The sequence below is a fragment of the Bifidobacterium sp. UMB1197 genome (assembly GCF_030217745.1).
Lineage (GTDB): Bacteria > Actinomycetota > Actinomycetes > Actinomycetales > Bifidobacteriaceae > Bifidobacterium > Bifidobacterium vaginale_B.
In genome coordinates, this window is sequence record NZ_JASOOL010000002.1 from 143,703 (window position 1) to 157,764 (window position 14,062).

Below are 14,062 nucleotides of genomic sequence, written 5' to 3' on the forward strand. Positions count from 1 at the left end.
TCATGCGGTAAACTATTAAAGTCAAAACAAAAATTAATACAATTATTCAAAACAGAGGAAGTGGACTTATGAGCCAGACGGCGTATCGCACACACCATGCCGTTGAAGTGACTGAGACCTTAGTTGGACAAAACGTAACCATTGCTGGTTGGGTTGATCGTCGTCGTGATCACGGCGGCGTTGCCTTCGTAGACGTTCGCGACAACACAGGCTTAGTGCAGGTTGTTATTTACGACGAAGAAGTTGCGCGACCATTGCGTAGCGAATTTGTTGTGCAAGTTAGTGGAGAGGTTCGCCTTCGCCCAGATGGCAACGAAAATGACCATCTTGCAACTGGAAAAATCGAAATTGTTGCAAATAATGTAACGATTCTCGCTAAGTCCGATGCTCTTCCATTCCAGGTTTCTACAGCTTTGGAAAATGAGTCCGAAAATAAGCTACCTAGCGAAGACGTTCGTTTAAAGTATCGTTACCTTGATTTGCGCCGTCCATCTATGCAGCGCAATCTAAAGCTTCGTTCTAACATGGCTAAGGCAGCTCGTCACGCTTTGGAAGATATGGACTTTACAGAGGTAGAAACACCAACATTTATTAAGTCCACTCCAGAAGGCGCTCGCGATTTTGTTGTTCCAGCACGCTTGGTTCCAGGCTCTTGGTACGCACTTCCACAGTCTCCTCAGCTCTTAAAGCAGTTGCTTATGGTTTCTGGTGTTGAGCGCTACTATCAGCTTGCTCGCTGCTACCGCGATGAAGACTTCCGCGCAGATCGTCAGCCTGAGTTCACTCAGCTAGATATGGAAATGAGCTTTGCAAGCCAAGAAGATGTTATGGCTATGGCAGAGCGCGTTATTGCTGCTATTTGGAAGGAAGCAGGCCACGAAATCACTCTTCCTTTGCCTCGAATCACTTGGCAAGAAGCTATGGATAAGTACGGTTCCGATAAGCCAGATTTGCGTTTTGGCAACCCACTTATTGAGTTGACTGACTTCTTTAAGAACACTCCATTCCGCGTGTTCCAAGCTCCTTATGTTGGTGCTGTGCTCTTTAAGGGCGGCGCAGATACACCTCGTCGTCAGTTTGACGCTTGGCAGGATTGGGCTAAGCAGCGCGGAGCTAAGGGATTGGCTTATGTAGTCTTTGGTGAAGATGGTGAGCTTAAAGGCCCTGTTGCTAAGAATCTTAGCGAAGAAGAACGCGCGGGACTTAAGGAAGCTGTTGGAGCGCAAGATGGCGACGCTGTGTTCTTTGCAGCAGGAGGACGTGAATCTTCCCAGCTTTTGCTCGGTGCTGTTCGCGTAGAACTTGCAAGCCGCGCAGGATTGCTTCACCCAGACGAGTTTGCTTTTACTTGGGTTGTTGACTTCCCATTGTTTAAGCGCACAGATGATCCAGACGATGATGATGTTGCAGTTGGCCATTCTAAGTGGACTTCTATGCATCATCCATTTACAATGCCTTCCGCTGATTGGATTGACAAGTTCGATAAAGACCCAGAGCATGCAATGAGCGATTCTTACGACATTGTTTGCAACGGTAACGAGATGGGCGGTGGCTCCGTTCGTATTCATCGCGACGATATTCAAGACCGCGTGCTTGACGTTCTTGGAATCGACAAAGCGGAAGCAGAAGAAAAGTTTGGATTCTTGCTTGAGGCCTTTAAGTACGGCGCTCCACCTCACGCTGGTATTGCTTTGGGCTGGGATCGTACTGCTGCAATTTTGGCAGGCGCAAGCTCGATTCGCGACGTAATCGCATTCCCTAAGGCTGGCGGCGGTCGCGATCCTCTAACGGGTGCTCCAGCGCCAATCTCCGCTGAGCAGCGCGCTGAAACTGGCGTTGACTACGATCCAGAAGAAGACGAGTAGTTTAAAGCGTTAAAAAAGAATTAATATTCATACATGCCGTTAAGCAATTTGGTTAATTAAACCAAAATCAAGGCTTAACGGCATTTTTTTAAGTAAAATTAACATTTTTGTATCATTTTTAATGTTTTTCGTAACTTTAGAGGTGTTTAAAAGTAACTATTACGATAAACGCATGTAACACAAGAACATTAAAATCCTTTTTATGGATACTAAAGTGAACAATACAAAAAAATCAGCACAGCCTTTAGTGGAACTTAGCCATGTTGAAAAACATTATGGCAAGCTTCACGTTTTGAAAGATATTAACTTAACGGTTAATAAAGGCGAAGTGCTTGTTATTATTGGGCCTTCTGGCTCTGGTAAATCAACAATGTGCAGGACTATTAATCGTCTTGAAACAATAGATTCTGGAGATATTCGCATTGACGGCAAGCCGCTTCCTCAAGAGGGAAAAGAACTTGCAGCATTGCGTGCAGAAGTTGGAATGGTGTTCCAGTCCTTTAATCTTTTTGCAAACAAAACGATTCTAGAAAACGTTACGCTTGCTCCTATTAAGGTTCGCCATATGGAACAGCAAGAAGCAGAAAGCTTAGCAATGGATCTTCTGGCTAGAGTAGGCGTTGATAATCAGGCAAATAAAATGCCATCTCAACTTTCTGGCGGCCAGCAACAGCGCGTGGCAATTGCTCGCGCGCTTGCAATGCATCCAAAGGTTATGCTTTTTGATGAGCCTACATCTGCACTAGACCCAGAAATGGTTAACGAAGTTCTAGACGTTATGGTGGAGCTTGCTAAAGAGGGAATGACCATGATTTGCGTAACGCACGAAATGGGATTTGCTCGTAAAGCAGCAGATAAAATCGTGTTTATGGCAGATGGCCGAATTCTTGAGCAAAATACGCCAGAAGAGTTCTTTGAAAATCCAAAGACAGACAGGGCAAAAGACTTCCTTTCAAAGATTTTGACTCATTAATTTGACTCATTTTTAAATCATTAATATCGATTTTTTAAATCTTTAAGAGGTTGCTATGAAATATTTACACAATATTGCGCTTAAGTGTAAGCGTTGCAAGCTGGGATTAAGGCATACATATCGCGCAATTTTATCTATGATTTGCGCATTGTGTTGCGTTCTCCCTCTTAGCGCTTGCAGTCAAAATAGTCGCAACGATGTAATACGCATTGGTATTAAGTTTGATCAGCCTGGTCTTGGCTTTAAAAAGTCTGGAACCTACGTTGGTTTTGATGTAGATGTTGCAAAGTACGTTGCCAAAAAGCTTGGTTACTCCGAAGATAGAATTGTTTGGAAGGAATCGCCTTCAAAACAGCGAGAGGCAATGCTTCAAAATGGCGACGTAGATATGATTGTTGCAACGTATTCCATAACAGACGCAAGAAAGAACACTGTTTCTTTTGCAGGACCATACTTTATTGCTGGCCAAGATTTATTGGTTCGCAAAGACGAGCATAAAGTAAGCGGCCCAGACGATTTAGATGGAAAGCGCTTGTGCTCAGTAACTGGTTCAACGTCTGCAATAGTTATTAAAGAGAAGTACTCTTCAAAGGTACAACTTATGCAGCAGCCAGGCTACGCAGAGTGCGCAACTGCATTATTCTCGGGAATTGTAGACGCTGTTACTACAGACGACATTATTCTTGCTGGTCTTGCTACGGCTTCGCGCGGAAGGCTAAAGCTTGTTAGCAAACCATTTACCGAAGAGCACTATGGTATTGGCATTAAAAAAGGCAATACTAAGCTTGCTAAGCGAATTAATGCTGCTCTTAAAGACATGATTAAAAACGGTTCATGGAAAAGGGCTTTAGACGATAATATGCGCGGAACTGGCTTTAAGCCAAACGCAAAGTATAATCCGCCAGTACCAAATGAAGGGGAGGAGTAAAATGCAAGACTTTGTGCAATTATTTACCTCATACAATATTCCAGGAGCGTTCTTGGTAAATATTGAAATCACCTTGTGGAGCATTCTATTCTCCACAGTTCTTGGTGTGATTTTAGTTATGATGAGGATTTGCCCAATACACTCGCTTCGATTTGTTGCAACGGCATACGTTGAGTTCTTTAAGAATATGCCTCTAACTATAATCATGGTGTTTATGGTTCTAGGCGTGTACGCTCAGCTAAAACTTGGTTTTTCGCCGATTTTTAGCGTAAACTTCTTCTGGCTTGCAATCGCTGGCTTGAGTTTTTACACTGCTGCATTTGTTTGCGAATCATTAAGATCTGGTTTAAATACAGTACCTTTGGGTCAAGCGGAAGCTTGTAGGGCACTTGGTCTTAACTTCTTCCAATCGGCTTTTAATGTTATTTTGCCGCAAACTTTCTGCGGATCTGTGGCTCCTCTTGGAAACACTTTTATTGCTTTGCTTAAAAATTCCACTGTTGCCGCAGCTGCATCTGTTGCTACCGAAACATCTACTCTTATGAGCGAGATGATTGAAAGGCACGCAGATTTAATTGTTCCAATCTTTTTGATTTTTGCTTGCGGATACATTGTGCTGATTATTCCAATCGGCATTCTCACTACTTATTTGTCTAATAAGCTTGCGGTTAGAAGGTGATAAAAATGGCAAAAGAACAAGAAAAATCTCTGTTATTTGACGCTCCTGGGCCAAAGGCTTTAAAGAAGATTCGTATTGCAAATATTGTTGCATGCGTTGTGTTTGCGCTTTTTGTTGTGGCTTTGCTTTTAAGACTTAGCAATCCACCAGAAGGCGAGAATCAGCTTTCGTGGGCTTTGTGGAATCCTGCAGTTGAATCGGAAGCCTGGAGTGATTTTTATCTTCCAGGATTATGGATGACTCTTAAAGCATCACTTCTTGCTGTTGTTGGCTCAATACTTTTTGGACTTTTGTTTGGTCTTTTAAGGTTGTTGCCTAACCTTATTCTTCGCAGCATATCTGCAATAGTTGTTGAGTTTTGTAGAGCTGTTCCAGTGCTTTTGCTTATGATTTTCCTTTGGCGAGGATTTGCATTTGCTGGAATAAGCGGAGCTTCTTATTGGGCTGTTGTTTTATCTTTGATTTTGTACAACGGTTCTGTTGTTGCAGAGTTGGTTCGTTCTGGCGTTGGAAATCTTCCTAATGGCCAGCGCGAAGCATCTTTAGCTCTTGGACTTTCGCAATATCAGTCCTTAACTCAAATCGAAATGCCGCAGGCAATAATCGCAATGCTTCCAGCAGCTGTAACTCAGCTTGTAGTTGTGTTAAAAGATACGGCATTAGGTTCCATAATTATGTACACTGATTTGCTTCAAGAGTCTAGACGACTTGGATCAATGTACTTTAACATTTTGCAAACTTTGACTGTTGCGGCAGTTGTATACTTTTTGATTTGCTGGGCGCTTTCTTGGTTTGCCGAGTGGCTTCCATCAAAGATTAGTAGCAGAACTGCAGCTCCGACTGAGCCAGAACCTGTTGCGCCAATTGCAATTATGGATCCTTCTAACGTGAATCAGATTGCTGTTGCAAAAGAAGTTAAGGAGCTGCCACATGGCGGGACTCCTAGAAAGTACCACGTGCATCACCGCGGTACAAACGCTTCTATTCACCATTGGCGTCGTACTCGTTACTTGCAAGGATACGATGAGCATCATCTAGAAACTGGTGACGAGAATTTAGATGATAGTCAAAATACTAACCAAGATAAAACAATAAAAAAGCATGATTAATCTTAATTTTTAGATTAATTCATGAATCCATAGCGCAATAGGTTGATTCCTCCTATTGCGCTATTTTTTATTCTTTTAAACAAAATATGACTTAGCATACACAAACATGTGAAAATCGTATACAAATCGTTGCAAATCGTTGCAAGACAAAAATCGCACAAAATCTTAGCAAAATCGTGTTTTGCTGTGTCGTTATTGAAAGATATTATAACAAAGATATGCTTGCGTTCGCCGTTATGACTGGAGGAAAGTTTTATGACTATCGCACAAGCGGAGGAAAGCAAGTCTCGTAGAGTTTTATTAAAGCTCTCGGGAGAAGCATTTGGCGGTGGCGCCGTTGGTATAGATACTCATGTTATTCGTAGAATTGCTGGAGAAATTGTAAAAGCTGTACAAAATGGGGTACAGGTTGCAATTGTTGTTGGTGGTGGAAACTTCTTCCGCGGAGCAGAACTTCAGCAGGCAGGCATTGACCGTAGCCGCGGCGATTATATGGGAATGCTCGGAACTGTTATGAATTGCTTGGCTCTTCAAGATTTTCTTGAGCAAGCAGGTCAGGCAACTCGCGTTCAAACTGCTATTACCATGGGTCAGGTGGCTGAGCCTTATATTCCGCTTAAGGCGATTCGCCATTTAGAAAAAGGCCGAGTTGTTATTTTTGGCGCTGGTGCTGGAATGCCTTATTTCTCAACCGATACCGTTTCTATTCAGCGTTCTCTAGAGATTCATTGTAACGAAGTTTTAATGGGAAAGAATGGCGTTGATGGCGTTTATAGCGCAGATCCTCGTAAAGACCCTAATGCTAAAAAATTCTTAACTCTTAATTACAATCGCGCGATTGTTGATGGTCTTGCAGTTATGGACGCTTCTGCGCTTTCTATGGCTCGAGATAACAACCAAAAGATTCGCGTGTTTGGTCTCGAAGGAGAAGGAAACGTTACTCGCGCATTAGTGGGAGATCAAATAGGAACTTTGGTTTCCAACGAAGAGCCTACATTTGCTTAATTAATCAAACATAATAAATAAAAAATGCAAATTAGGTAATAATTTAACAAACACAAAATTTATAAATAGAATTTTAATTGGCAAAACTAATACCAATAAAGGAGAACATATGCCAGCTATTATTGATCAGGCTCTTGAACAAATGAACAAGTCTGTTGAAGCTACAAAAGAAAACTTTATGGGCATTAGGACTGGTCGAGCTAATCCTGCTCTTCTTAATGGCATTATGGTTGACTACTATGGCGCTCCTACTCCTATTAAGGCAGTTGCGTCTATTGGTGTTCCAGAGCCTAGAACTCTTTCTGTTACTCCTTTTGACGCATCGCAAGCAAACGCAGTAGAAAAGGCTATTCGCGATTCTGATTTAGGTGTTAGCCCAAATAGAGATGGCAATGTTATTCGCATTACAATGCCAGAGCTTACAGAAGATCGTCGCAAAGAATACGTAAAACTTGCTAAGACTAAGGCCGAAGAAGGCAAGGTTGCTGTTAGAAACATTCGCCGTAAAGCTAAGGAGACCATTGACAAGTCTGTAAAAGATGGCGAAATTGGCGAAGACGAAGGCGATCGCTTGCAAAAAGAGCTAGATAAGGTAACTAAGCAGGTTACCGATTCCTTAGATACCTTGCTGGAAGGCAAGCAGAAGGAAATTATGGAGGTCTGATTCTTTGGATTCTAATGCTGCAAGCGACACCCACGAAGCTTTAACAGATATAAACAAAAGAACTGGCAGAAACATGCCACAGGCTATTGCAACAGCAGTTATTCTGATTGCAATAATTGTGGCATGCCTTCTTGTAAGCATAGATGCTTTTGTGGTTCTTCTAACCGTTTTTATGCTTCTTGCATTGTGGGAATTGCATGTTGATTTTGCAACGGCAGGTTTTAGAATTCCTTTTGCAGTGCTGTCTATTTGCTCAGTTATTACAATTTTTTCAACTTTTTATGCAAAATGGCATGCAGTTGCAATGGCAAGCGGAATAACCGCCTCTTTGTTGCTAACTGTTATTTTTGCAACTTTAAATAGCACTGTTTCAAAAAGAACTTTGCGCGCAGTTGAAAAAAAGCTGCAACACCCAACTTCTCAAAACACAAAGGCGAATAATTTTACCAATACAGCTGTTTCGTTGTTTGTGGTTTTGTACATTCCTTTGCTCGCATCTTGCATTATTTTATCTATAGCAGATTCTAAACAAGCTATAGCACACGCAATGTTGCTTATATTCTTGCCAGCATTAAGCGATACTGGCGGGCTGTTTTCTGGAGCTTGGCTAGGCAAACATAAGCTTTCTCCACGCATATCTCCAAAAAAGTCAGTTGAAGGCCTTGTAGGGTCTATGCTTTTTGCTTTGATTGGCGCTTATGCGATTGTTGCTGGCTTCTACGGTCAATCCTGGATTAAATTCTGGTGGATGCCTGCTGTTATGGGTGTTTTGTCTGGAATAGTCGGAACGTTTGGTGATTTATGCGCTTCAATGCTTAAGCGAGATATTGGAATCAAAGACATGGGTCATTTGCTTAAAGGTCATGGCGGTGTTTTAGATAGAGTAGATTCAATATTGCTGTGTGCGCCTGTTTTAATGGCACTAATTAAAGCGGTTGGATTCTAATCTTTATCTGTACTTTTTGGTCTTAATTATTTATTAGAACATGCTTAGCAAAATAGCAGTCACGTTTTGGTTAAATAAAGGAAAGTAAAGAATATGACGATTTGCTCTATTCCTAGTCCAAGTATTTCTCAAATTACATTTGGACCGATTACATTAAGATTTTATGCACTTTCAATTCTTGCTGGAGCGTTAGTCGCAATTTGGATTACTAACAAGCGCTGGAAGCGAGAAGGCGGAGATTTTAACCAAATTCTAGACCTTGCTCTTGTAAGTCTTCCTTTTGGAATAATTGGCGCGCGTCTTTATCATGTTATTACTACTCCCGAAAAGTTTTTTGGCGCAAATGGCGATTTTCTAGAAATATTTAGGATTTGGAATGGTGGACTTGGAATTTGGGGAGGAGTAATACTTGGTTCCTTGGCTGCTAGTGCACTGTGCGCGTACAGAAAATATCCAATAAGCCTACTCGCCGATGCTGTAGCTCCTGCTCTGCTTATTGCACAAGGTATAGGGCGCTTGGGCAATTGGTTTAATCAAGAACTTTATGGCGCTCCTACAACGCTTCCGTGGGGATTAAAACTTAATTATTCTGCATCCAATGCAATTGGTCATAGCGAAAGATGCTACGATGGCCTTACGTGTCCAGAAGGTACGCTCTTCCATCCAACGTTTTTGTACGAAATGCTTTGGAATTTTGCAGGTGCAGCTTTACTCATATGCTTTAGCAAAGTTCTTAAAAGCAAGCTTAAGTCTGGATCGCAGTTCGTTCTTTACGTAATGTGGTACACGGCTGGAAGAATGTGGATTGAAGCTTTGCGCATTGATTTTTCACACACTTTCCTTGGAGTGAGAATTAACGTTTGGGTATCGATTGCTATTTTTATTGCTTCGATTATTGTTTTTGTTATTTTGCAAAACAGTAAAAAATCGCGAACAAATCTTGTAAATCGTTTAATTGACATTACTGCAGACGAGCGCGAGCGCGAATTACAATCCAAAGCAAAAGTAAATGCAAGAAATGAAGCCAAAGAGGATTCTAAGCAGAATCGTTAATTTTTTGCTTTCTAGTCGCTTGCTTTTCCTAGAATGGAACACATGAATATACAAATAGCACCTAGCATTCTTTCTGCGGATTTTTGCAATCTTGAAAGAGATCTTGTAGCAATTTCCAACGCTGATCTTGTTCATGTTGATGTTATGGATCATCATTTTGTACCTAATCTAACTTTGGGGGAGCCGATTGTAAAGCGCATTTGCGAAGTTACAAATCTTCCAGTTGATGTTCATTTGATGATTGAAGATCCAGATCGTTGGGCGCCAGAGTACGCAAAGCTTGGAGCAAGTTCTGTTAGCTTCCACATGGGCGCAACACATGCTCCTGTGCGCTTAGCTCGTCAGCTTAGAGACATGGGCTGCAAAGCTTGCTTTGCTGTTCGCCCAGCTGAACCAGTTGAACCTATTTTCGATATTTTAGATGAGTTTGACATGGTTCTTGTTATGACTGTAGAGCCTGGTTTTGGCGGTCAAAAGTTCTTAAGCAATCAAATGAATAAGGTTCGCCGCTTACGCGATGAGATTACTCGTCGTGGCTTAAACACCCATATTCAGGTTGATGGTGGAGTTAGCCCATCTACTGCTGCCACAGTTGCACAAGCTGGAGCAGATGTTCTTGTTGCTGGCTCTGCAGTTTACGGAGCAAGTAGCCCAGCTCAAGCAATTGATTCTATTCGTAATATTGCTCAAGAAGCTTGGCGCGCATAGAAAAGTTGTTTTTATTGGGGCATATAAATGCCCCAATGTTTTATTATTGGCAACATTCCAACGCATAAAGCTTTAGATTTTAGTAAGATTTTTAAGGGAATTTGGTATGGTTAAATTCGTTTCTAGCAAAGAATACAGCCCTGAAGCACTTAATCGTGTTCTTACCGTGCCAAATGTTATTAGCTTTTTAAGAATATGCTCAATACCGTATCTTGCTATTTTAATTGCACAAAACAAAATGTGGCTTGCGCTAATTGTTCTTGCAATATCTGCGTTTTCGGATTGTGCCGACGGTTATATTGCTAGAACTTTTAATCAAGTTAGCAAATTAGGGCAAATTTTGGATCCTATTGCAGATAGGCTTCTTATTGTTTGCAGCACATTAGCCCTCGCATTTGCAAAGATTATTCCGTGGTGGGCTTTGGGCTTAGTTGTTTTGCGCGACGTAATAATGGCCATTTTAATTGTGATTCTTGCGCAATATGATTATGGTCCTTTGCCTGTAAACTTTATGGGCAAAACTGGAACAGCACTGTTAATGGTAACTATTGTACTGTTTATGATTGTTTACGCTATTGCAACAGAGCCAATGTTCATATTGTATGCTGCGGCAATTGCATGCGCAATTTGGGGAATAACGCTTTATTGGTTTGCTGGAATATTATATTGCATACAAGCGTATAAGCTACTAATAAAAAAGAGCAAATAAGCTTATAATTATTGAGAAGCGGTTAAATAAAACGGATTTATAATGGTGCAAAAGACTTCTAATCTAAAACAAAATGGGGATTCTGCCTCCAATGGCACTATTCCAAAGTCTTTTCCTGCGCCAACGGTTGTTCTGTTTTCAAAACGCAGAGCTGTATTTTCAAAATCTGTGTTTTCGCTTGGCACTCATCATGTAACTAATTCGTCAGACACTTTTTCATCGCATAGAGATAGGCGTAGGCGGCTTGAGGATTATTCTCTTAGACTAATCGATGATTTAAGCAATAGGCCAGTTGATCCGCTTTTTATGGATTCTAGGCTAAACAAACAAAATGTTAGCAAGCTTAGCATTTGGATTACAAGAATAATTGTTTTTATTATTTGTATTGCTGTTGGCACTGTTGGAAGCCAATTTGTGCGTAAACTACATGCAGATTCTCGTAAAGCTATACGCGTATCGCTTGCAAATGAGCTTACTGCTCATGCAAACAGGTTTGACAGTCTTGTTAAAGAAGTAGCAAAGCTTCGAGCTAACGTAGATCGAGAGTCTAAAAGAATTAACACTCCGTACGAAAATCAGGTAGATAAATCCGATAACATGACTAACGGCACTCACGCTGTATATGGGCCTGGTGTTGTTTTAACTATTGCAAATCCTATTTCCGCTAGCAATGATGTTTCAAATGGCTCTATTCCTAGAGAAATGTCTAAAGGAGCTAGAATTAAGGTTGTTAGCGACCGAGATATTCAGATTTTTGTTTCAATTCTGTGGGATGCTGGAGCAGAAGCAATATCGGTTAACGGTTACAGAATTGGCTCGCAAACATCAATTCGTACTGCAGGATCAACAATTCTTGTTGGCGTTAATCAAACTCAAAGTCCGTATACAATTGAGGCAATAGGGGACAGTTCAAGTCTTATAGAAAAGCTAAATTCTCAAAGACGTTCCTCGTGGTTTACGTCTCTTAGCAATGCTGGTATTAATCCGCAAATTTCGTCTGCTAACAACTTAAAATTGTCTGCAGCAGGTACGGGAGAAGTCAATTTTGCAAAAGAATTATCGAGTAGAAGATAGGAAAGATAGGAAATAGGTTATGACAGCTATTCTCGGTTTGATTCTAGGAGCGCTTATTGGCATTGTGGTGCATCCTGATATTCCAGTGATTATTCAACCATATTTGCCAATCATGGTGCTTGCTGCACTAGATGCACTTCTTGGCGCTGCTCGAGCTTATTTTGAGCGCAGCTTCTCCGATAAAGTGTTTGTTATTTCGTTCTTCTCGAATGTTATTGCTGCAACGCTCTTAGTTTTGCTTGGTAACCAGCTTGGAGTTGGTGCTCAGCTGCAGACTGCTGTTATTGTTGTTCTGGGAATACGAATCTTCTCTAACGTTTCTGCAATTCGTCGTTTTATATTCAGGGGATAATATGAAACATCCATTTGCAAATACTTCAAAAAACAATATGGACGATGATTTATTAAACAATAAAAACATTGATAAGAATGTAGATAATATTGTTAAAAAATTGCATCGCCAGCATGCTAGGGATCGAGAAAGCGACCGCACTCAAACAGGTTCTTTCCCAATTGTTAAAAGAAAAAATAAGCCTTCTTTGCAAGGTCATGTTACTCGAACGCGCATTCTAACAGGCTTGCTTGTTATGCTTCTTTGTGCACTACTTAGTTTTGCTTATATGATTCAAGTAAATCGAAGCACTCTAGTTTATCAAACTATGAGCGAAGATGAGCTTACTCGTTTAATTACGGAAACTAATTCTCAAATCCAAAATCTTGAGCAGCGAAAGTTTGAATTAACAAGTCAGCTTAATTCGTTAAAAGCATCCGTTAATAAACAAGAAGAGGCTGCTAGAATTGCTAAGCAAAATTCACAAACAAATGGCTTGATTTCTGGGCGTTTGCCAGCTGTTGGAAAAGGTGTGATTATTCATATTACCGCTGGAGAAAAGGAACGCGTAGATGCTGCAACAATGTTCCAGCTTATAGAGGAGCTTCGCAACGCTGGAGTGGAGGTTATGTCTATTAACGACATTCGTATTGTTACCTCCACTTATATTTCCGACACTAAGCATGGATTACTTTGCGATGGGATTGATATTAATCCGCCTTATATTGTTAAGGCAATTGGTGACGCTCAGAATTTGCAAAACGCCGTAAATATTGCTGGGGGAGTTGGATCTAGATTAAAGGTTAAATTCGGCGCTTCCGTATATGTTTCAACGCCTGAAGAGGTTGAGATTCGTTCAACACGCGAACCAAAACAATATCAATATGCAAAACCAGTCGAATAAGAAGGTAGAATAGCAATTATGACTGAACCGATTCCTACAGCTGGAGAAACAACCATTATTGGCATGCCAGCAATAACTATTCCTGTAAACTCTAGTGCAGATCGCCCACTAAAAAAGGACGATTTAGATACAATATCTAAGCTGCTTCCTGGTACTGCATTGCTTATTTCTACGCGTGGAGCAGTTTCGGGGTCTCGATATTTGTTAGATGAGGATGTTGTGTCGGTTGGGCGTGATTCTAGAGCAGACATTATGCTTGACGATTCTACAGTTTCTAGAGCGCATGCGGTATTTAGAAGGAATGGGAACGTTTTTAGCATTGCAGATGCTGGTAGCCTAAACGGAACTTATGTTAATCGCAATCGAGTTGATGAAGCAATTCTTAATAATGGCGATGAGATTATGATTGGCAAATACCGCTTAATGTTCTTTACACAAGGCGCTGTTAGTAAACGATAAGCGAACAATAAACAATCAATAAACAATAATGGTGTTAAAAAACTCTTCTAAAAAGAATGCGCTGGTTGATTCGCCTCAAAATAATCGGCCAGTGCAAGGGGAGTTGTTTGCTTTTTCTAGCGATGGAGAGGAGTCTGTAGGATACCGCGGAAGCGTTGCAATGAAGATTGCTGGTATAACCTACAGGCAGCTTGATTATTGGGCTAGAAAGAACATTATTGAGCCTTCGATTAATCCTTCTCATGGATCTGGCTCTAGGCGTTTATATTCCTTTAAAGACATTTCCATTATGGCGGTAGCTAAGCGTCTTTTGGACGCTGGCGTGAATCTTACAAACGTTACAACCGCTATAGTCTTTTTAAATTGTTATAGCATTAGTCATCTGGAAAATATGACTATAATTTGTAACGGTCAATCTGTTATGGAATGCAACAATAATCAAGAAGACATGTTTAACATGCTTGAAGGCGGCTCAGCGGTTTTTGCAATTGCGGTTGGATGTATTGTTAAGCAGGTACGAGCTGATTTAACTAAAGAATCTTCAATCTAAAGAATCTTCGATTAGAATCTTTTCAATTAGCACATTTAAATAGGTAAAGTAATCGAAGTAGTGCGTGTAGCCAAGGATTTTTGATTTGTGTGTTGTATACCTAAT

General features: G+C 40.9%; 16 protein-coding genes. All 16 read left to right on the plus strand.

The window, feature by feature from the left end:
• Nucleotides 1-68 precede the first annotated feature (68 nt).
• The 16 genes from aspS to QP420_RS01930 all read left to right on the plus strand — a co-directional run bounded on the left by aspS (nucleotide 69) and on the right by QP420_RS01930 (nucleotide 13,957).
• The gene (gene aspS, locus QP420_RS01855) at nucleotides 69-1,865 is read left to right on the plus strand and encodes an aspartate--tRNA ligase (protein WP_481616398.1); all 1,797 of its coding nucleotides are present in this window, start codon (nucleotides 69-71) and stop codon (nucleotides 1,863-1,865) included.
• 202 nt (nucleotides 1,866-2,067) lie between these two features.
• Nucleotides 2,068-2,838, plus strand: coding sequence for an amino acid ABC transporter ATP-binding protein (locus QP420_RS01860; protein ID WP_060786702.1), 771 nt, complete (start codon nucleotides 2,068-2,070; stop codon nucleotides 2,836-2,838).
• 55 nt (nucleotides 2,839-2,893) lie between these two features.
• A complete protein-coding gene (locus tag QP420_RS01865; RefSeq protein ID WP_481616399.1) occupies nucleotides 2,894-3,766 on the plus strand; it encodes a glutamate ABC transporter substrate-binding protein in 873 nt (290 codons plus the stop codon).
• 1 nt (nucleotide 3,767) lies between these two features.
• Nucleotides 3,768-4,445 carry an amino acid ABC transporter permease gene (locus QP420_RS01870; RefSeq protein ID WP_060786700.1) on the plus strand — a complete coding sequence of 226 codons (678 nt, stop codon included), beginning with the start codon at nucleotides 3,768-3,770 and terminating at the stop codon, nucleotides 4,443-4,445.
• A 5-nt stretch (nucleotides 4,446-4,450) separates the two neighbouring features.
• On the plus strand, nucleotides 4,451-5,554 hold the full coding sequence (locus QP420_RS01875) for an amino acid ABC transporter permease (RefSeq protein WP_481616400.1): 1,104 nt from the start codon (nucleotides 4,451-4,453) through the stop codon (nucleotides 5,552-5,554).
• A 255-nt stretch (nucleotides 5,555-5,809) separates the two neighbouring features.
• Nucleotides 5,810-6,559 (plus strand): UMP kinase, encoded by a 750-nt coding sequence (pyrH, locus tag QP420_RS01880; RefSeq protein ID WP_060786698.1) that lies wholly within the window; start codon nucleotides 5,810-5,812, stop codon nucleotides 6,557-6,559.
• 109 nt (nucleotides 6,560-6,668) lie between these two features.
• A complete protein-coding gene (gene frr, locus QP420_RS01885; RefSeq protein ID WP_060786697.1) occupies nucleotides 6,669-7,223 on the plus strand; it encodes a ribosome recycling factor in 555 nt (184 codons plus the stop codon).
• A 4-nt stretch (nucleotides 7,224-7,227) separates the two neighbouring features.
• Entirely contained in the window at nucleotides 7,228-8,169 is a 942-nt protein-coding gene (locus QP420_RS01890; RefSeq protein ID WP_415688541.1) for a phosphatidate cytidylyltransferase, read from the plus strand.
• A gap of 93 nt (nucleotides 8,170-8,262) precedes the next feature.
• A complete protein-coding gene (gene lgt, locus QP420_RS01895) occupies nucleotides 8,263-9,222 on the plus strand; it encodes a prolipoprotein diacylglyceryl transferase (RefSeq protein ID WP_060786695.1) in 960 nt (319 codons plus the stop codon).
• Between the two features lie 42 nt (nucleotides 9,223-9,264).
• Nucleotides 9,265-9,930, plus strand: coding sequence for a ribulose-phosphate 3-epimerase (gene rpe / locus QP420_RS01900; RefSeq protein ID WP_415688540.1), 666 nt, complete (start codon nucleotides 9,265-9,267; stop codon nucleotides 9,928-9,930).
• A 106-nt stretch (nucleotides 9,931-10,036) separates the two neighbouring features.
• Nucleotides 10,037-10,639 (plus strand): CDP-alcohol phosphatidyltransferase family protein, encoded by a 603-nt coding sequence (locus tag QP420_RS01905; protein WP_060786693.1) that lies wholly within the window; start codon nucleotides 10,037-10,039, stop codon nucleotides 10,637-10,639.
• 42 nt (nucleotides 10,640-10,681) lie between these two features.
• Nucleotides 10,682-11,713, plus strand: coding sequence for a DUF881 domain-containing protein (locus tag QP420_RS01910; protein WP_060786692.1), 1,032 nt, complete (start codon nucleotides 10,682-10,684; stop codon nucleotides 11,711-11,713).
• A gap of 19 nt (nucleotides 11,714-11,732) precedes the next feature.
• A complete protein-coding gene (locus QP420_RS01915) occupies nucleotides 11,733-12,065 on the plus strand; it encodes a small basic family protein (protein ID WP_060786691.1) in 333 nt (110 codons plus the stop codon).
• Nucleotide 12,066: 1 nt separating this feature from the next.
• Nucleotides 12,067-12,948 (plus strand): DUF881 domain-containing protein, encoded by an 882-nt coding sequence (locus QP420_RS01920; RefSeq protein WP_081090908.1) that lies wholly within the window; start codon nucleotides 12,067-12,069, stop codon nucleotides 12,946-12,948.
• An 18-nt stretch (nucleotides 12,949-12,966) separates the two neighbouring features.
• A complete protein-coding gene (locus QP420_RS01925; protein WP_060786690.1) occupies nucleotides 12,967-13,407 on the plus strand; it encodes an FHA domain-containing protein in 441 nt (146 codons plus the stop codon).
• 28 nt (nucleotides 13,408-13,435) lie between these two features.
• Nucleotides 13,436-13,957, plus strand: a complete 522-nt coding sequence (locus tag QP420_RS01930) for a MerR family transcriptional regulator (protein WP_415688536.1) — start codon at nucleotides 13,436-13,438, stop codon at nucleotides 13,955-13,957.
• Nucleotides 13,958-14,062 lie beyond the last annotated feature (105 nt).